18 protein-coding genes are annotated in these 20,386 nt (G+C 32.6%); 15 read left to right on the top strand and 3 right to left on the bottom strand.

Annotated features, from left to right (window positions below; genetic code table 11):
* Positions 1-9 precede the first annotated feature (9 nt).
* Genes ACTQ54_RS00225 through arfA form a run of 3 tightly spaced genes read left to right on the top strand, consistent with a single transcriptional unit; the run spans position 10 to position 1,974 of the window.
* The gene (locus ACTQ54_RS00225; protein WP_441753823.1) at positions 10-264 is read left to right on the top strand and encodes a hypothetical protein; all 255 of its coding nucleotides are present in this window, start codon (positions 10-12) and stop codon (positions 262-264) included.
* A gap of 23 nt (positions 265-287) precedes the next feature.
* Positions 288-437: a hypothetical protein gene (locus tag ACTQ54_RS00230; protein WP_441753824.1), complete on the top strand. Its 150-nt coding sequence runs from the start codon at positions 288-290 to the stop codon at positions 435-437.
* 40 nt (positions 438-477) lie between these two features.
* Positions 478-1,974, top strand: coding sequence for an arabinosylfuranosidase ArfA (gene arfA / locus ACTQ54_RS00235; RefSeq protein ID WP_441753825.1), 1,497 nt, complete (start codon positions 478-480; stop codon positions 1,972-1,974).
* Positions 1,975-2,079: 105 nt separating this feature from the next.
* Here arfA and ACTQ54_RS00240 read toward each other — a convergent pair whose 3' ends face one another.
* Positions 2,080-3,807, bottom strand: coding sequence for a helix-turn-helix domain-containing protein (locus tag ACTQ54_RS00240; protein ID WP_441753826.1), 1,728 nt, complete (start codon positions 3,805-3,807; stop codon positions 2,080-2,082).
* A 277-nt stretch (positions 3,808-4,084) separates the two neighbouring features.
* Between ACTQ54_RS00240 and ACTQ54_RS00245 the strand changes: the two genes are divergently transcribed.
* Both ACTQ54_RS00245 and ACTQ54_RS00250 read left to right on the top strand, forming a co-directional pair.
* Positions 4,085-5,206 (top strand): GNAT family N-acetyltransferase, encoded by a 1,122-nt coding sequence (locus ACTQ54_RS00245; protein WP_441753827.1) that lies wholly within the window; start codon positions 4,085-4,087, stop codon positions 5,204-5,206.
* Positions 5,207-5,232: 26 nt separating this feature from the next.
* Positions 5,233-5,886 carry an endonuclease III domain-containing protein gene (locus tag ACTQ54_RS00250; protein ID WP_441753828.1) on the top strand — a complete coding sequence of 218 codons (654 nt, stop codon included), beginning with the start codon at positions 5,233-5,235 and terminating at the stop codon, positions 5,884-5,886.
* 99 nt (positions 5,887-5,985) lie between these two features.
* Here ACTQ54_RS00250 and ACTQ54_RS00255 read toward each other — a convergent pair whose 3' ends face one another.
* Positions 5,986-6,612: a YesL family protein gene (locus ACTQ54_RS00255; protein WP_441753829.1), complete on the bottom strand. Its 627-nt coding sequence runs from the start codon at positions 6,610-6,612 to the stop codon at positions 5,986-5,988.
* Between the two features lie 37 nt (positions 6,613-6,649).
* Positions 6,650-9,052, bottom strand: a complete 2,403-nt coding sequence (locus tag ACTQ54_RS00260; protein ID WP_441753830.1) for a glycoside hydrolase family 2 TIM barrel-domain containing protein — start codon at positions 9,050-9,052, stop codon at positions 6,650-6,652.
* Positions 9,053-9,210: 158 nt separating this feature from the next.
* Here ACTQ54_RS00260 and ACTQ54_RS00265 point away from each other — a divergent pair, with 158 nt between their 5' ends.
* The 10 genes from ACTQ54_RS00265 (at position 9,211) to ACTQ54_RS00310 (ending at position 20,346) form a co-directional block, all read left to right on the top strand.
* Positions 9,211-9,354 (top strand): hypothetical protein, encoded by a 144-nt coding sequence (locus ACTQ54_RS00265; RefSeq protein ID WP_441753831.1) that lies wholly within the window; start codon positions 9,211-9,213, stop codon positions 9,352-9,354.
* Positions 9,351-10,331, top strand: a complete 981-nt coding sequence (locus ACTQ54_RS00270; RefSeq protein ID WP_441753832.1) for an ABC transporter permease — start codon at positions 9,351-9,353, stop codon at positions 10,329-10,331. The genes ACTQ54_RS00265 and ACTQ54_RS00270 overlap by 4 nt, the downstream gene beginning before the upstream one ends.
* A 16-nt stretch (positions 10,332-10,347) precedes the next feature.
* Positions 10,348-11,247 (top strand): carbohydrate ABC transporter permease, encoded by a 900-nt coding sequence (locus tag ACTQ54_RS00275; RefSeq protein WP_441753833.1) that lies wholly within the window; start codon positions 10,348-10,350, stop codon positions 11,245-11,247.
* A gap of 17 nt (positions 11,248-11,264) precedes the next feature.
* On the top strand, positions 11,265-12,821 hold the full coding sequence (locus tag ACTQ54_RS00280; RefSeq protein WP_441753834.1) for an extracellular solute-binding protein: 1,557 nt from the start codon (positions 11,265-11,267) through the stop codon (positions 12,819-12,821).
* A 185-nt stretch (positions 12,822-13,006) separates the two neighbouring features.
* The gene (locus tag ACTQ54_RS00285; protein WP_441753835.1) at positions 13,007-13,504 is read left to right on the top strand and encodes a hypothetical protein; all 498 of its coding nucleotides are present in this window, start codon (positions 13,007-13,009) and stop codon (positions 13,502-13,504) included.
* Positions 13,505-13,595: 91 nt separating this feature from the next.
* Complete coding sequence (locus ACTQ54_RS00290) at positions 13,596-15,566, top strand: hypothetical protein (RefSeq protein ID WP_441753836.1); 1,971 nt, start codon at positions 13,596-13,598, stop codon at positions 15,564-15,566.
* 169 nt (positions 15,567-15,735) lie between these two features.
* A complete protein-coding gene (locus tag ACTQ54_RS00295) occupies positions 15,736-16,695 on the top strand; it encodes an ABC transporter permease (protein ID WP_441753837.1) in 960 nt (319 codons plus the stop codon).
* A gap of 13 nt (positions 16,696-16,708) precedes the next feature.
* Positions 16,709-17,578 carry a carbohydrate ABC transporter permease gene (locus tag ACTQ54_RS00300; RefSeq protein ID WP_441753838.1) on the top strand — a complete coding sequence of 290 codons (870 nt, stop codon included), beginning with the start codon at positions 16,709-16,711 and terminating at the stop codon, positions 17,576-17,578.
* Positions 17,579-17,654: 76 nt separating this feature from the next.
* The gene (locus ACTQ54_RS00305; RefSeq protein WP_441753839.1) at positions 17,655-19,301 is read left to right on the top strand and encodes an extracellular solute-binding protein; all 1,647 of its coding nucleotides are present in this window, start codon (positions 17,655-17,657) and stop codon (positions 19,299-19,301) included.
* A gap of 109 nt (positions 19,302-19,410) precedes the next feature.
* Positions 19,411-20,346 carry a family 43 glycosylhydrolase gene (locus tag ACTQ54_RS00310; protein ID WP_441753840.1) on the top strand — a complete coding sequence of 312 codons (936 nt, stop codon included), beginning with the start codon at positions 19,411-19,413 and terminating at the stop codon, positions 20,344-20,346.
* Positions 20,347-20,386 lie beyond the last annotated feature (40 nt).

Raw genomic sequence — 20,386 nt, forward strand, 5'->3', positions numbered from 1 at the left:
TGAGAATAGATGAAAAAGTTATTGAAAACAATAACTAGTATGTTGCTAACATCGATACTAGTTAATGGTATGTTACCTTTAAGTCAAGTTCAAGCTGAAGATGGACTAGCTGAAATGACAACGGATGAAATTACTTTGACATTTGCTGGTTGGGAATATATTGGAGTAAAAGAATTACAAGCAGAACGCTTTATGGAAAAGTATCCTAATATTACGGTGGAAATAGTCGAGATACAACAAGATGGCTATATGTTTCAGGCGTAGTTATCCCTGGTTTTGCAAGCTGGTTGGACGAAGTTTACCACAATGGCGAATATGGAAGCATCTCACAAGCTGCTTACGACGGCATCGTTAATCCAGCGGACGTGGCGCAAGAATTAACCGACTTATTGAATCAATATCACCAAGATGCCATCGATGAGTTATTTTTTAATTGAAGCAAATAAATAATTTTATGACGAGAGGTAAGATATATAAATGAAGGCAAGTATGCAAATTTCTAAAAATTTTCAGATTTCAAAAATCGATGATCGATTATATGGATCATTTATTGAGCATATGGGACGAGCTGTTTATGAAGGTATTTATGAACCAGACCATCCTACAGCAGATGAAAAAGGTTTTCGTAATGATGTAAAAGAATTGATTCAAGAATTAAATATCCCCTTGATTCGCTATCCAGGTGGTAACTTCTTGTCTGGTTACAATTGGGAAGATGGGATTGGACCAAGAGAAGAAAGACCAAAACGTTTAGATTTAGCTTGGAAGACGATTGAGACCAATGAAGTCGGTTTACATGAATTCTTTGATTGGTCGCAAGAAGCGAATGCGGAAATAAATATGGCAGTAAACCTAGGAACACGTGGGGTAGATGATGCGCGCAGATTAGTTGAATACTGTAATTTTCCTTCGGGAACTGAATTATCTGATTTAAGACGTCAAAATGGACACGAAGAACCATTTGCGATTAAAACCTGGTGTTTAGGAAATGAAATGGATGGACCTTGGCAAATTGGACAAAAATCTGCCGTTGATTATGGAAAACTAGCGGCTCAAGCTGGAAAAGCGATGAAATTAGTCGATGATAGTATTGAGTTAGTTTTATGTGGAAGTTCAAGTTCTGAAATGCCAACTTTCGCATCTTGGGAAGCTGAAGTCTTGGAAGAAGCTTATGATTATGTCGATTACTTATCATTACACCGCTACTATGGGAATCAAGAAAATGACTTAGAAAATTATTTAGCCAAATCAATCGATATGGATAATTTTATTAAGTCAGTAATTGCTGTCTGTGATTATGTAAAAGCCAAAAAGAAAAGTAAGAAGACCATTAATTTGTCATTTGATGAATGGAATGTATGGTACCACTCTAATGAACAAGATTCTAAAAATGAGCCATGGCAAATTGCTCCGCCAATTTTAGAAGATGTGTACAACTTTGAAGATGCTTTGTTGGTAGGTTGTTTATTAATCACATTGATGAAAAATAGTGATCGGGTGAAAATTGCTTGTTTAGCTCAACTAGTTAACGTCATTGCACCTATTATGACCGAAAAAGATGGTCCGGCATGGCGCCAAACAATCTTTTATCCATTTATGCATGCGTCTTTATATGGACGAGGCATTGCTTTAACACCGAATGTTCAAGTGGATACCTATGATTCAAAAGATTTTGCGGATGTTCCTTATTTAGAATCGATTGCTGTCTTGAATGAAGATGAAAATGAGCTAGTTATATTTGCTGTCAATCGTTCAAAAGACGAGAGTATCGCATTAGATTGTGAACTATCCGATATTGAATTAGGTCAATTAAAAGAAGCAACAGAACTTGCTGGCTTTAATATCAAAGCGATCAACAATAGAGATGAAGAAGTTGTAAAACCGAATGAAAATACAGATGTTTCAGTTGAAAAACATCGTGTTAAAGCTCAACTTAAACCATTATCGTGGAATGTGATTCGCGTAAGTTTATAATAGAAAAATCCCAGGACTGTTTTAGTCGCTGGGATTTTTTATGATGAAATGTATCAACCAGTTATGACTGAAGCTAGTCATAACTGGTTGTGTTTAGGAGATTATTTATTGGTTTGAATCAGTGCTGTCAATCAGTTTATTTTTATTATAATCACGATAGATTCCTGGCGAAATACCCACAATGCCTTTGAAAAATCGATTAAAATTTTGCGGTTGTGTGTAGCCGATTTCATTTGATATTTCAAAAATTTTTAAATTAGTATGCTCTAACAAATAAAGACATTTATCAATGCGTACTTTATTCAAGTATTCAGTAAAAGGAATCCCCATTTCGCTACTGAATACATTACTTAAATAATTTGGGCTATAATTTAATTTTTGAGCAACCCATTCCAAGGTTATATCTAGATTATAATGATTTTGAATCAGTTCAATCATCGCTTTTGAAATCTGCTTGGATTCTTTTTTGGTAGTATTCTGATTACCTTCATAAATAGGCAATAAGAAATGTTGAACAAGAAAGGTTTTGATATAAAAATATTTCGGAAAACGAATGAGGTTTTTCAAAATATTTTCCCGATTTTTAAAGATAAATTCAAACTCTGTGTCGTCGTTCTGTTCATATGTTAAAATAAGTAAAGTATTAACTAATTGAACAACACTAACCTCTAACATGCCAATCAGTGAAGGATCTGAATGGAAGTGTTCAAAAAATGCATCTAAGTGATGGGTTGCTGTTTCTAAAGTATCAAAATGTAATGCCTGAATGAGTTGATATTCAATCGGTTTAGGATAGGCGACAGACAGAGACAATGAATCGGAAGGGCTAACATTGTTATATGTTAGAATGGTCGCTTTATTAGAATCCTCAAGCTTTTGTAAAGCTATTTGCGCTTCTTCAAAGGCAAGATGACTGTTAGTTAACTCTTGAAAAACATGACTTAATCCAAAATAAATATCTTGATTAAAGTGTGATATAAAGTGCTTTTGAATAGATTTAGCAATTTCGATAACTGTTTGTTCAATTTCAATATTAGAATGGCTATCTTTAAAAGGCAAAATAACAAGCTGTTGATTATGATTTACAGTAATAGGTTTTAAATTGAAAGAAGTTTCAATCATATTGCTTATCAATTGATGCGCTTCTGATACTTGAGAATCAATAAGAGTAGGTTGGATTTGTGATAAGAGAATGATATAGCGTGATTGGTCATTGAATGAGTCATTTAATTGTAGTTGCTTAATGTAACTAGGGAGTTCAGAGTAAATAATATTACCTTCAATGAGTGAGAGTATAAAACGTTGATAAGAGATTGTTTCATCTTGTAGCGGCTCAGATTGTGGATGGGAAAATAATAATACCATATCGGATGAATAATAACCATTATCCACAACTAATGAAAGGGCTTCAATTTGTTTGCTTAAAAAGAACTTGTAATAAAAAATCAATAAAAGGATGCAACTAACAAAACTGATGAGTATGTGAATAATAGGTTTCGTGGGTAATTTTAAGCGAGAGAAAAAACGTTGAAAAGGAACAACTGAGTCAGGTTTAGAAACAGCTGCAAGATAATTATGAATAAGCTTTTTGACTTTCCTAGGATGAATTGAGTAAAAAAATGGATCAGGATCTTCTTTAGCTTTAATAACAGCTTGATAAGAGACGTTGTTACTTTCAATGGAGAGTGGAGTCATTATCTGTTGGCTAGGAAGTAGGCTATATGACTTGATTACCGGATGGTGATAATTAAATTTAAGTAGAAATACAATGACAACGATACTGTTTAAACATAAAAGAAAAATTATTTTTTGAAATAAGGTTTGATATCTCAATTAGACACCTCCTAAGATAATAATCACAGCAGTAATAGTATAACATAAAATTTATTTATGAATTATAAGATAATCATCTATTTTGAAAATAATTATTAATATTTTTGTGTTTAAAATATTGAGACAGCTAATTCTATTTGTTGTGTAAACGATAATGATGTGTAGCTTTGTTTTGCTTGGATTAAATTGCATACTTAATATAATTTGGTATCATTTTTTAATAACAATAAAAAACATTTATAACAAGAATCGTTATAAACTAAAAGAGGATGAGATAATGGTGATATATCGTAATGGATTAACAACTGAACGATTTGAAATAGTAGCATTAGCGAATAACGTTTTTAATATGGATGCGGGTCAGCTAATCCCAAAAGTTTATGCTGGTCAGTTTCCGGCTGAAGATATAACAAAAGTTGCAGTAACAGAGTCGAATCAAATCGTTGCCCAAGTAGCAGTCTTACCTCAAGTGTTGCACATTAAGGATAAATCATTGCCAGTGAACTATGTAGGAACAGTTTCGGTTCATCCAGATTATCGCGGTCAAAATCATATGAAGCACTTAATGCAAAATTGGTTAAATGAAATGGCCGAACATGATGTGATGAGTGTTTTAAGCGGCCAAAGACAGCGTTACGAATACTTTGGTTATACCGTAGCTGGGATGGAATATACATTTAACATCAATCATTCAAATATACGGCATGCGTTGAAAAATGTGGATGAACTTGATTTTAGTTTTAAAAAACTCGAAAGTGATAGTAAGTATTTAAAGAATATTGCCCAAGCGGTTCAAGAAAGAGATATTTATATAGAAAGAAAAGAAGCGGATTTGTTTGCAATTTTACATACATTTGACTTGATAGCTTATAATATTTTCTTGGATGGAAATTGGGCAGGCTATTTTTTAGCGAACGATGAATTGACTGCTGTAAATGAACTATATTTAGATGACGAAGAAAAATTTTTGTCGTTTTTAAAATATTTTATGAATCAAGCAAGTGAAAAAGGCGAAGTAGAAATCGTCACAGCCGCTTACGAAATTGGTCGTATGCATGCATTGGCTCAAGTTGCTGAAAATTATAGTATTCGGCAAAACGTGAACATTAATATACTGCAGTTTAGAGCCGTTATTCATGCTTATCTATCCTATAAACATGCAATGGTTGGTTTAAGCGAAGGGAGATTTTCTGCTTACTTCGATGGTCAGCCGCTGACAATTGAAATGAAGGATAAGCGCTTGAGTGTGAAGTCAACCGCTGACGATGATGCGCCGCGATTGGGTAAACTGGAGGCTCAAGCCTTAATTTTAACCCCTTTTGCTAATTTAAATAAATATCACATTCCAAGAGATTGGTTTCCTTTACCTATATTTTGGCATACTGCTGACAAGTTTTAAGTTTCGATCATGAAAGAGGTGGTATAATGGATAAACAAGTGATTGATCCCGAAGGAGTATATCGTTTATTACTCGATACCTATGGATTAAGTGGGAAATGGGAGGCTGAGACAAAATGGGAAATTGCCCTAGGTGCTTTCCTCGTTCAAAATACAACCTGGCATAATACACAAATATCCATTAAAAAATTAGGTGAAGTCACTGGGTTAGATCCCATTGTCATTAGCGAATTAACAGCGGAAGAATTGGTCCCTCTCATTTATTCAAGTGGTTTCCATTCCAGTAAATCACGTTTAATTTTTGAATGGTTCCAATGGATGAAAAGTTATCAATTTGATGAATTAGCGATTTTGCATGATTATCCAGATGAAGAAGGCTTACGTAAGCGTCTCTTACAATTTAAGGGTATTGGGAATGAAACAGCGGATGTTTTGTTGCTATATATCTTTGACCAAGCTGTATTTGTCGCGGATAATTATGCTCGGAAGTTATTTACTGGTTTTGGGCTGGCCGAAGCTGCTGACTATATGTCTTTGAAGCGATATGTTGAGGAGCGAACGCAATTAAGTTTGGAAGAATGGCAGGATTTCAGAGGGCAGATATTGAATTTTGGAAAGGTGTTTTTAAGAGGTAAAGGACCGCATGAGCATGAGTTGTTTGAGGGGTATGTGGTACAGTAAGATTACAAAAAGATAATTCTATATCTATTCTTTATCTATCAAAAAAGGTTGGTGACAAAATTATGTCACCAACCTTTTTTGATATGTGTACTTAAAAATTTAAGAGGGGATATATTGATTAAAAATTTTTAAGAAAAAATAAGCAGATATTCCAAAAAGCAGAGAAAAGTTAATTAGTAACCAAAAAAGCCCATATCCAATAATTACAGGATATTCATAACTTATTATGATCCACAAAAATTGGATTAATGCAACGATAATCGTAAAATGCAAATGCCTAATGGGCATGAGTAAGGAATTTGTTAACAATTGTTTGAATGAATTTTCAAATCTTGCTAAGAGAGGAAAAAAATATAGTTGCATTAAAAAGGTGACAATAAATAAAATGTAAATAAACAATTTAACGATTAAATTTATTGTGCCGTTTCGCATCTGAGATTCAACAATTGACCAAGCGAAAATTACCAAAACGATGCATAAAAAATATATGGTTGCTTTAGTCCCGATTTTAAAATTTAATTTAAAAGAATGCAGATAATTTTTAAACACATCTTGATCTTTTTCTTCTATTAACTTGAAGAGAGAATAATAGCAAGATGTTATTGATGTTCCAATAGTAAATATAGGTAAGCAACCAACAATAAAACAAATATTTAATAATATTAAGCTCCCAATTGTTTCAAATAATTTATAAATTGGATTATTGTTGTTGCTCAGTTTATTCATAATTGCCTCCAATAAGATATTTAAATATAGATATTTACTAGTTTTTTATCTTTATAGTATGTGGTTTAATTTCTGTTGAATTTATATTGATTTGTGGTTCGCTTTCTCCTGTTGCTTTGACGAAAACAATTAATTTTCCTAAATAAGTAGAACGATAATTTGCGGTATACTCAGTGTTATCAGCTAGATTACCGTTTTCTAAACCAAGTAATAAACCATTATCGACATTTACTGTAAGTAAAATATCTTGTTCCACTTGATTTTGGTATCGATCGACGAGTTGGCATTCAATTTGATAAATACGTTCTGATTCATTTAATAATTCATCATTTATTTTGCTGAATAGAGGGTAAGTAGGGTTCCAAATGTTTGTTTGTACTGCGACTGCTTGGGCTGTTGAACAAATTGAATCATTGAATTCTTGATTGTCTCTAAAGCCAATAGCATTTACTTGGTCTCCTTTGTATGGGACTTGAACATAATGATATCCATGTTCGTTGCTAAAACTTAAATCTTCCATCCGTTCATCATCAATAAATAATTGAATATCATCTAAGTTTGAATATACTTTTATTTCAATTAACTGCTCCGAAACATAATCCCATTTTCTTCTTCCTTTTATATGATGATTAGTATCTGTAATTGGTGATGTAGCTATTCGGATAATAGGTTCATTCGACCACCAGGATTGACGTAAATAATACTCATCTTTTTCAAAACCTGCTAAAGTGAGTAGCCCAGGACCAGAGCCGTGTATTGGCCAACCGTGTGCTTCTCCGAGGTAATCAATACCAGTCCATAAGAATTGCCCAGAAATATATTCGCGGTTAACCACATCTAACCATTGTTGATAACCATGTGAATTTTCACTACCAAGCATTGGAAGGGTCGGAAATCGCTGATGATCTTTATCATACAAATGTTCTTTATAATTATAGCCAATGACATCAACCGTATTGAGTAAACCAGTAATGCTTGATAATTCTGGAAATGCTGCAGCTAATGTTACAGGTCTAGTTTTGTCGATGTTTTTCACGATCGAAGTTAAATTGGTTGCGATTTCGACAAGTCGGTTGGCGTTAGGGCGATTAGGGTTATAGATTCGTTCTTGTTCCGGTTTAGAAGCATCATTATTTCCAACCATTAAGTTAAAAGAAGGATGTACATAAGGATCGTTTGGATAGTCGATTTCGTTTCCGATACTCCATGCAATAATTGATGGTCTATTAATATTTCTTTTAATCATATTCTCAAGGTCATGCTTATGCCAAAATGGAAAATATTCAGCGTAACCTTCAAATTTTGGAGGATAGACATTATGACCTTGCCACCACTTATTCTTTGGATTTTCCCATTCATCAAAACATTCATCAATGACCAAAAATCCTAACTCATCGCACAAATCATACAGACTAGGGTCGTGTGGATTATGCGCCATTCGTATAGCATTACAGCCTACTGCTTTTAACTTCTCTAATCTCCTGAGCCAAACGACTTTTGGTACTGCTGTTCCTAAAACACCTGCGTCTTCGTGCAAGCAAACACCTTTAAGCACAAGTGACTCACCATTTAGGAAAAACCCATTATCTGCATCAAAGTGAATAGATCTTACCCCGAAAGTATCGTTATATATGGATGCTTTCATATCATCCGATTCAATCATGGTCTCAAGTTTATATAGATGTGGTTGATCAGGAGACCAGAGTACAGCTGATTCTATTTCATATTGAAAGTCTATCGTCTTAGAAGATTGAATTGCTTTTTCAAATGAATGTTTGTTTGATTGCTCTAGTACTAAATGACTATTTTGATCAAATATTTTGTGAGTAATGATGAAATTAGATTTATGAGAATTAAAGCTAGAAAAAGTTTGTTTAATATGAATGGTTGAAACTAAATTATCGTTTGAATCTTTTTGAATGTTATGACTTTGTATAGTTGTGCCGTAAGTTGGAATAAATACTTCTTCGTGTTTCTTTATATACACTGGACGATTGATTCCAGAGCCATTGTACCAACGAGAATCTGCAGTTTTAACATTATCGACTTTCACAGCGATGGTAAATGTATTGTCTAGAGCATGTTTCATAATAGGATTTAGATTAATTACAATTGAGGAATATCCTGAATGAAATATTCCTTGATTATAACCATTAATCCAAATCTGAGCGTTCTTATAAATACCTTCAAAAACTAACTCAATAGCTTTATTGAATTGGAAGTCATTTTCATCTAATGAAAAATTACAACGATACCAACCCACACCTCCAGGTAGGTAGCCGGTGCCACTTGAACTATTTTTGTTGAAAGCTTGATGAACTGACCAGTCATGAGGAACGGTAACGGAATCCCATGTTGAATCATCAAAATCTTTTTGCCATTCGGCTTGGGATAATGAGTCCAAAGTGAATTTCCAATCTACTAATTGTTGAATTTGCATATTAGCCTCCTGTAAGCGATATCATTTAAAAATAATTATAACTTAATAAATTAAAAACTCAATACATTTCACTAAAAAAATAAATATATACAAAATATTTTAGTAAAATACACTGGAATGGTAGTAATGAACAACGAAATTCAAGGGATTAATCCAAGTTGTTTAAAAAAATAGCAAAAGAAAAAATAAATAAAAATAAAAATATAGTAAATAATGTTGTCATTTTACTTCAATTAGTATATGATTTAGTAAAGAAAGCGCAACCATTGTCTGCTGTAATTATGAAAGGAAGTGTAGTATGAATGTACCTTTAAAATTTTCAGGTAAAGAAAAGAAAAGAGTAAAAACTGAGAGCAAGGTTCGTAAAAAGAGTTTTTTAAGAAAAGTAAAAGACAGCCGAGTGCTTTTATTAATGTGTTTGCCAGCAGTTATTTTCTTTTTAATTTTTAGTTATTTCCCTCTCCCAGGAATATGGATAGCATTTACAAATTACAATTTTAGAGATGGTATTTTTGGAAGCCCTTTCGTAGGTTTTAAAAATTTTGAATTTCTTATCAAATCAGGGCAATTATGGGATTTAACTCGTAATACAGTCCTATATAATTTTGCCTTCATTGTCTTAGGTAATATATTACAGATCAGCTTAGCGGTTATGATGAATGAAATCCGTTTAAGATGGTTTAAAAAAGTTTCTCAAACAATTATGTTTTTGCCTTATTTTATTTCGGCTGTTCTTATAGGTGCGATAGCTTTTAATATCCTTAACTATGATACAGGTGCTATAAATACTTTTTTAAGGGGATTAGGATCTGAACCAGTAAGTTTTTATAGCAATGCAAATTATTGGCCTTTTATTATAGTGTTAGCTCAATTATGGCAATCAAGTGGATATGGATCGGTTGTGTATTTTGCATCAATAATGGGTATAGATTCAAGTATGATCGAAGCTGCAGAAGTTGATGGGGCTAACAGTTGGCAAAGAATTCGACATATTATTTTACCGAGTTTAAAACCAACATTTGTAATTTTATTTTTATTTTCTCTCGGTGGAATTATGAAAGGAAATTTTGGATTATTTTGGAATCTAGTTGGTAATAATGCTCAAATATTTAGTACAACTGATATCATTGAAACTTCTGTTTATAGGATGATGATGTCTCAAAATAATTTTGCAACCTCTTCAGCAGTTGGCTTGTATCAATCTGTATTTGGATTTATTTTAGTTATGGCTAGTAATTGGCTTGTGAAGAAAATAAATCCAGATTACGCTCTATTCTAATGAAAGGAGGATAAATATGGAAAATATTAAATATAGTAAAGATACAAGTGGAATTGTTATAAAGTGGGTTTCATATATTTTTATTATTTTGTTTACGATTGTTTGTTTGTTACCTTTTGTGCTTATATTGTCAGCTTCTTTTAGTTCTGAGGAAATGATTGCGCGTAATGGTTTTGGTCTCTTTCCACAGGGTTTTTCATTAGATGCATATGGTTATGTTTTTAGGTTTCCAAGAATGATTTTAGGGTCCTATTTTGTAACGATATCGATGACTGTTCTGGGGACCGTTTTAGGTTTGTTTTTGATTTCAATGACTGGATATGCTTTAAATCGAAAAGACTTTCCTTTTCGAAATGCACTATCGTTTTTTATTTATTTCACTACTTTATTTTCAGCTGGGATGGCACCAACCTTTATTTGGGTGTCTCGTTACTTAAACTTACGTGGTAGTTATCTAGCTGTTTTTTTGCAGCTGCTAATGTCTCCATGGTTAATAATATTAATGAAAAACTTTGCTAAATCGATTCCTTTTGAAATAGTGGAATCGGGGAAAATTGATGGGGCAGGTGATTTTAGGATTTATTACCAATTAATCTTACCGATGTTAAAACCCGCGTTAGCCACTGTTGGTTTGTTTTTAGCGCTAGGATATTGGAATGAATGGTATTTATCTTCTCTATATTTAGGATCAATGGTAGAGTTTAAGCCTTTACAATATTATTTGTACAATATAATTAATACAGCAAATGCTTTACGTAATTCAGTTGCAGGAGCGAATGTTACAGTTTCACAATTGCCAAGCAATACTTTAAAAATGGCAACTGCAGTCATAGCAACAGGACCAATAATCATGCTATATCCATTTTTGCAGAAATATTTTATTTCTGGAATTACAGTAGGATCAGTTAAAGGATAAAAATTGGAGGGAAATAGATGTTAAAATTTATGAGAAAAAGTTTTACTTCAACACTACTAGCATCACTTTTAGTTTCATCAATGGGGAATTTCCAAGCGCTTAATGTTAAGGCTCAAGAAATAGACACATCCGACCATGAAGTCGTTACTATGCTAGCTTTAGGAGATAGACCAACAAATGGTAGATTAGAGAATATGTTGGAAGAATTAAATAAAATTTTGCTTGAAAAAGTTAATGCTGAACTAGAAATTGTTTATGTTGAGTGGGCTGATTGGCAAACTCAATATAACATTCAATTGCTTGCTGGAGATCCTAACTTAGATTTGATTACAACTGCTACGGATTGGCTGTATGCATGGGAAAATACACAAAAAGGAGCATTTTTACCATTAACAGATGAAATGCTTCAAACATATGCACCTCTAACATGGGAACAAGTTGAAGCGAACGATAGTTGGGATGTAACACGTTATCAAGGTGAAATTTCATTTATCCCTGAAGATAATTATACACAGTATACCAATCATGGAATGTTCTATCGTGGGGATTGGGCAACAGAAGCGGGGTTAGAAAATGGTGAAGTTACTAAATTTGATGACTTGACTACATATTTTAGTTATATTAAAGAAAACCATCCAGATGTAATTCCTTGGGATGTTGCTGGTGTTCCAGGTGCTTTACCAGGTTATATCACATCTAATGAATTAGCTAGAGTTCTAGTTGGTTTAAATGCTGGAAATTATGAGTTTTGGTTTACAAGCGCGGATGATCCATACACTGTCTACTCACCATTCATGGAAAGTGATGTCATTTATGAGGCTGCAGAGTTAATGAAGGAGTGGAATGACCTAGGAGTATGGAGAGAAGATGTTTTAAACTATACGGGCGATACTCGTGAAAATATGTATGCCGGATTATCCGGAGCAGATCAGCATCATGCTCAGACATACTATTCACAAATAAAACCTAACATGGATAGAAGACAAGAAGGTTCTAATGCTAAGTTTTATTACTGGGGATTAGAAAATGATAATGTTGCTAAACCTATCAAAACCCACGGTGCAATGGCAGTTAACGCCTATTCGTCTAATCCTGAAAGAGCCTTAATGGTTTATGATATCATAAGAAATGACGAAGCTGCGTATCGCTTATTGAATTATGGTATTGAAGGTGTAGACTATATTGTTACAGAAGAAGGAAAATTAGGTAGACCTGAAGGATGGGATCCATCTTTAGATGGTCTAGGATCAAATTTCTGGGCTGGTCGTATGGATGAGTTGGAACTAGAAAATGAAGAGAACTGGGATGGAACAGCAGACTTTATTGCCTATCTTGACTCCTTTGCATATGATTATGAATATGAAAATCTAATTGTAGATAAAACACTTATTGAAGCTCAACAAGCTGCAATTGCAAATGTCCTTTCTGAATATATGCCTCAACTATCAGCTGGGAAATTTGAAAATCCAAGAGAAGCAGTTGATGAAATGCGTGAAAAAATTATGTCTGCAGGATACGAAGAAGTGAAAGCTGCGATTCAAGCAGATATGGATAAATGGGTTGAGGAAAGATAAACTTTTTTGATTTTCTTAATTAAGAACAAAATATTTGGTCAATTTAGAAAAATGTGTAATGCCTGTATCCTTTTTAACTAATTAATTGGATACAGGCTTTTAGTTTAGTATTATTGTGTTGTAAATGAATATCGAAAGGAGTGTATATTATCTTATCAGATATTGTAAAAGAGACACTCAATGGATTGGAAACGAAGAAAGAAAAGTTTTTTTATTTATCGTATGTATTTAAAGAGTGGCTTATCGGAGGCATTGTATTATTATTTATTATTATTATGTTTACCATATCTATACTTAACACTTCCGAATACAGTTTAACAGTCCGTATAATTTCAGAAGATTTAATTCAGTCTCAAGAAAAAATACAATATATTAGCTCAATTGAAAACTTTATCTACAATGAGCTTGGAGAAGAAAATGTTATCGATATTGATTTTTCTGATTTTTCTCAGCAAATTGACTCGCAAACATTTATGCTTCAAATAGCAGCAGAGGAAATTGATATGGTTTTTATTCCAAAATCAGAATCAAACTTAATTGTTGATTTAGTGAATGAGGATATCATTATTCCTTTGATTTCGGAAAATTTAGATCAATCAATGGATTTCTTTGATGTATTTATGGCGGTGAATACACAAAATGAAGAAAAGGTATTGGAATTGATAAGGAGGTTGGAAAGCTGAAAATAATTTTTACTGTTTTTTTTTACAATTATTTTGTTATTTAGCTGTAGCTAAATAATAATAGAACAAATAGTAGGAGGACATCTTAAATATGGATTATACTAAATTAGATAATGTGAAAATAGAAAATGGAAATAAGTTGCGGTTTAAATCTGTAGGTGGGAAGTTTTTAATTGATAAAAAAACTTTTCTTAGTGGAAAATATTTTTTAATGGATATGCGACTGCTTGAGGAGAATAGTGCAACATTTCAACTTGCTTTTTATGCTACAGAGGAGAATAATCCTAGAATGAATATTAGGTTTGGATTATTACCACAAATAACTTCAAGTCTTGTAATTGATCAAAAATGGTTAAATGGAGATGATTTATTTCCCCCGAATACTCCGGGAGTATTAAAGCTTGTATGTCACGGCTCACGGATTTTACTAGATGAAATTGATTATATTATTTTTGAAAGTTATCCAGCAAAAAAAGATATTTTATTGAAAATAAATGAAATAAAAACAGTCGATTCACTTCCGGTAATTACTTTACAATCGAATCCAATAATTGATTCGTTTGGACAATTAAACACGCGGGATTGGAAAAATAAGGTATATGATACCGAAGAATTAAAAAATCGATTAGATGAAATTATAAACACTGCATTAGTAACTGATGTTGTAATATCAAAATTTAAAGGGAATAAAAATGATAAAATTACTGAGGGGACAGGTTATTTTTCTAGGATAAAACGTAACGGAAAGTGGTACTTAGTTGATCCTGAAGGATACGCGTTTATCTCTCTGGGTGCCAATGGAGTAAGACCCTATATCGATGGTAGAATTGATGGTATTGAAAGTTTGCTGGAGTGGATTCCACAAATTGAAGGAAATGATGATGATAGGTTTATTAGATATCTTGAAAATAATAATAATCCATGGAGACCAGAACCCAAAGTTATAGATTTTCTTATAATAAATCTATTTAAGATATGGGGAGAAAATTGGTTAGATAAATGGAAACAACTTGTTAGATCTGTCTATATTCAAAATGGAATGAATACAATTGGTAATTGGTCTGACTTAGAAAATCTTGATCAATTAAAAATTCCATATGTTACATCATTAAAAAACTTTCCAGATACTGAAGTAAAAATATTTCGGGATTTTCCAGATGTGATGAGCGAAGAGTATATAATAAATGCGAAAAATTGTGCACAAACTTTAATATCTAGAAAAGATGATCCATGGTTAATTGGATATTTTTTAAGAAATGAACCAGAGTGGGCTTTTGTAAATAATTTAGTAATTGCTGATGAAGTATTTTATAATCCAATTAAATCGAGAAGTAAAGAATATCTAATTAATAAAATTATAAATAAGTATAAAACAATTAATGTACTTAATAATGCATATGATTTAGAGTTAAATTCTTTTGATGAATTAAAAAATTCAATCAAAGATTTATCAATGAGAACTAAACAAGCAAACAGTGATATGCACGAGTTTTCTAAGGAATTGATTCGTAGATATATTGAAGTTCCTATAAAAGAATGTAGAAAAGTAGATACTAATCATATGATTTTAGGGATGCGTTGGGCATGGATTGAAAATGATGATTTTATTGAAGGATGGGAACTTTTTGATGCATTTTCAATTAATTGTTACGCTGAAGATCCTAGCTCAAACTTAGATAATTTAGTTACATTAGGAATAGATTTACCAGTAATAATTGGTGAATTTCATTTTGGAGCTCTAGATGTTGGACTGCCAGCTACTGGTTTAGAAGGTGTTGAAACACAACTAGATAGAGGATTAGCATATAGTTATTATTGCGAGAGAGTAGCCGCGCACCCATTAGGAGTGGGTTGTCATTATTTTCAGTTTTATGATCAATTTGCTTTAGGACGTTTTGATGGGGAAAATTATAATATTGGATTGCTTGACATCTGCTCGCAACCATATGAGGAAGCATTGTCAATAATTAGAGAGTGTCATCATAATATATATAATGTTATGGATGGTAGTAAACTACCGACTGATAAACTTGCAAACTTTATTCCGATGGTCGCATATTAATTATTTTTTAATATAAAGTAAATTAATAAAAAAACATTAAATAAAGTGAAGACATAGCTAATCTTATAAAATTCAAAGATAATATTAACTAATTTTGTGGTTATAGAATTAAAAAAGAGACATTGTTTTAGAATCCGCTTACATTATAATGGAATAAAGGAGGGAAATAATGGAATCAAATATCGCTTTAAATGAAAACGCTAACTCAATTGGTAGGTCTAAACGAAAAAGGTCGTGGAAAAGTGAAGTGAACAATAATTGGCCACTATATCTAATGATATTACCAGCACTTATAAGTGTTATAATATTTAACTATATACCAATGAGTGGCTTAATTATGGCTTTCCAAGACTATAAACCTTGGTTAGGTATTAAAGATTCAACATTTATTGGATTTGACAACTTTAGAAGGATTTTTGAGTTTCCTGAATCCTACCAAGCCATTATCAATACAGTTATTATTGCAGTATGGAAAATTGTTTTAGGTTTAATTGTTCCTATAATAATGGCATTATTACTTAATGAAGTTAGAAATGCGGGTATTAAAAAAGGAATACAAACCTTAGTATACCTACCTCATTTCTTGTCATGGGTCACAGTTGCGGGTATGTTGAGGGATATTCTAGGAATGGATGGAATTGTCAATAGTGTGCTTAATGGCCTAGGAATGGATTCTATTTTTTTCCTGGGTGAGCCAGATTTATTTAGAACAATTATAGTTGGGTCTGACTTATGGAAAGGCTTTGGATTTGGAATGATAGTATATCTTGCTGCTATATCAAACATAGATCCTGCGCTCTATGAGGCGGCTGAAATGGACGGTGCAACTAGGTTGCAACAAACATTTTATGTAACGATTCCTGGAATGTTGCCAATAATTATTGTAATGGCAACGCTTAGTCTTGGAAACGTTTTAAATGCTGGGTTTGATCAGATATTCAACTTATACTCGCCTTTGACATATAGTACCGGTGATATTATTGATACGTATGTTTACCGTCAATCACTTCTAGGAGGACAATATGGTTTTGGTACCGCAGTTGGATTATTTAAATCTGCAATAGGTCTTATATTAACAGTGGTGTCTTATTTTATTGCATATAAAACAACTAATTATAGAATCTTCTAGAAAGGAGCACAAAATGTCTAATAAATCATTTGGGTATCGAGTTTTCTCTGTCGTAAATACAATTTTTTTGATAGTCATTGCTTTATCATGTGTGCTTCCTTTAATTAATTTACTCGCTATTTCTCTGAGTGGAAAGTCAGCGGCAAATGCTGGTTTAGTAACATTTTGGCCAATTGATTTTACTCCTCAGGCATATATTACAACTTTTCAAAATAGGAATTTTGTTCGTTCGATTATAATTTCAATTTCTAGAACATTGGTAGGAACATTATATGGAATGTTCATGATTACAACGGCAGGCTATGCAATGTCGAAAGATTTCAGAGGTAGAACTCCTATTATGTGGATTTTTGTATTTACTATGCTATTTGGAGGGGGTTTGATCCCTACATATATAGTGAATACATCTTTAGGATTAAAAAATAACTTTTTGGTATATATTTTACCTGGTGCATTTAGTTGTTATAACATGATATTAATTATGAATTTTTTCAAATCAATACCAAAATCATTAGAAGAAGCTGCATTAATTGATGGTGCTAGTTTTTTCACTGTATTTAGAAAAATATACTTACCACTATCATTACCTGGTCTTGCAACAGTAGCCTTATTTATTATGGTTGGACATTGGAATGATTGGTTTACGGGATTACTATATATGTCCAATACTCAAGATTACCCACTCGCTTCATTTCTACAAGTCATTGTAGTTCAGAATAATGTTCAAGACTTAGCACTTGATCCATTAGCAGCTGAAGCTATGTCGCAAAGAACTATTAAGGCAGCACAAGTATTCATTGGTGCAATCCCAATATTGATGGTTTATCCGTTTTTACAAAAATACTTTGTTACTGGGATTGTTATTGGGGCGGTGAAAGAATAAAAAATATAATGGATTAAGCAACGATAATCGTACATTGCCTTGATTAACTTATATTAAAAAAGGAGACTTAATAAATATGAATAAACGTTTTAATAAGTTTTTAGTTGCAAGCGTTAGCACAATGATGTTAGGAACATTATTTAGTTCAAATGTGGTTGCTCAAGAAGAGAGAACAAAATATGATCCTTCAATTACAATTACGATAGGTAAACAATTAGATGAAAACGCTGGACGTTACGAACCAGGAGATGATATTAATAATAATCAAATGACACGATTAACTGAAGAAATTTTAGGTATAAAAATGGAGACAGTCTTACTTGGTGGAGATGCTGATAATTATACAACTAAATTGAGATTAGCACTTACTGGTACTGAAGAATTACCAGATGTATTCCCAGTTTATGACACACAAATGATATCAGACATGATTGAATCAGGCAGAGCGAGAGCTATAGATGAAGATATCGAAGCTCATATGTCAGACAGAATAAAAGGAATATATGATAGATTCCCTGAAACTTTTTATCCAATTATTCGAGATGGACAAACATATGGGATTGCTAATGCTCCATTTCTAGAAGAGGGACAAGTTTTATTTGTTCGACAAGATTGGTTAGATGCTTTAGGTTTAGAAGCTCCAACAAACCTTGAGGAATTTGAAACTGTCATTGCAGCTTTTACAGAAAATGATCCTGATGGTAACGGTAAGGACGATACATATGGTTTTACTTATACTGGGATTGGTATTTATAACTCAGGATGGGTTTCAGATCCTGTAATGTTGTTCTCTGCAAACAGTGGAATACACTTCCCTGGTAGTTGGCAAGAAGATGAAAATGGAGAACTTATGTACGGTTCAATTCATGAAGGAAATAGAGCAACATTAGAAAAAATGGCTGAATGGCATGAAAAAGGTTACTTATTCCCAGAAGCTGCAGCAACTGGTGCTTGGGATGCAATGTCTCAGTTTATTGAAGGTAAAGCTGGTATGTTTATGGGGAGATCTTGGGCATATAGTTCAATCTTAGACTTATTAAATACTTATCCAGATGCAAATGTAGTTGCGTATCCAACTCTCAGACAATCAAATGGTGATCCTAGCTATCAAGGTGGACAAACAAATGATGGATGGTTAATGTTTAGTAGTGAATTTGAAAATACTGAAGCATTCTTTGAATATTTAGATTGGTTATATGATATAGCTTTTGGAACGGGTGATTTCCAATATGGATTCATTAAAGGCGTTGATTGGGATGAAGTTGATGGAGAAATTGTTTTAGACTCTAAACAATTTAATGAGCCGATTGAAACACCATTTTTACCAGGTAAAACAACTGTATTGAAAAATCAACCTAAGCCCGAAGGGTTCCTGGAAGCTTATGATGCCGTAATCAATAATGGAAAAGAACCAGAAAATAGAATGGAATATGATATTGCACTAAGTTCTGAACAAAGACCTGAACAATTAAATGCAAATTATGTAGCTTATTCGCATATTGATGAATTGATTTCCTCTAAATTTAACGGAGAACCAACTGAAACAATGAAGAGAAATTGGGAGCAACTTAGAACACTTGAAATGCAAACATATACTAATATTATTTATGGAAGAAGCGACATTACTGCCTTTGATGATTTCGTGAAACAATGGAAAGAGCAAGGTGGAGATAAAATTACACAAGAAGTAAATGAATGGTACCAAACTGTTAAACAAAATTAAATTTTCTAAGATAGTCAAGCCTTCTAATAAATTAGAGGGCTTGAGTTATTAATAAAGATAGTAGTTATTATGATAGGAAGTATATTTAATAATATGGAGAATGATATTAATGAAAAATAAAATTAGAACAAATGGATCTCTATGGAAAGATCAAGAAGATAATCCGATACATGCGCATGGTGGATTTATAATTAAATATAGAGAATATTACTATTGGTATGGTGAAGATCGAAGAGATAATTATTATGTAAGTTGTTATCGTTCTAAAAATTTAGTTGACTGGGAATTCAGGAATCATTGTTTGACTAGTGATTCTCCTACCATGGGTTATAGAGTTAGAACAAAGATTCAACTTATAAATGATGATGGGAATAAAGTCAATATTGAACGGCCAAAGGTTCTATTTAATGAGAAGACAAAGAAATTTGTAATGTGGGCACATTTTGAAAATGGCAGAAATTATAATGATGCTGCTATAGCAATTGCAACTTGTGATACACCAGATGGTGATTTTGTATACCATGGGCATTTTAATCCATTTGGTTATATGTCTAGAGATTGTACACTTTTTAAGGATGACGATGGAACTGCATATTTCATATCAGCTGCTAGAGATAATGCAGATTTGCACATCTATAAATTAAGTGATGATTACATGAATGTTGAAAAGCTAGTTCATAAGTTATGGCAAGGTGAGTATCGTGAAGCCCCAGCCGTAATAAAAGTTAATGAAGAATATTTAATGATTACTTCATTTTGTACTGGCTGGGATCCTAATCAGGCAAAATACTCAACAGCTAAATCGATTGAAGGTAATTGGTCAACTTTAAAAGATATAGGTGACGAAACCACCTTTGATAGTCAAGCTTCTTTCTTAATGAAGATTGATGGTGCTGTGATATATTTTGGTGATAGATGGGGAGGTAATAATAATTACTTAAACTCAGGATATGTAGCTTATAAACTTAATAAAATTGATGAAATATGGACTATGAAATATAGTACCGAGGTTGAATTCTCAGAGAATGGAATAATCTTTAGATAAAAATTAATGATAGTGTTATGATTGAATAAATTAGAAAATA

This window comes from Fundicoccus sp. Sow4_H7, from assembly GCF_052115865.1.
Taxonomy (GTDB): domain Bacteria; phylum Bacillota; class Bacilli; order Lactobacillales; family Aerococcaceae; genus Fundicoccus_A.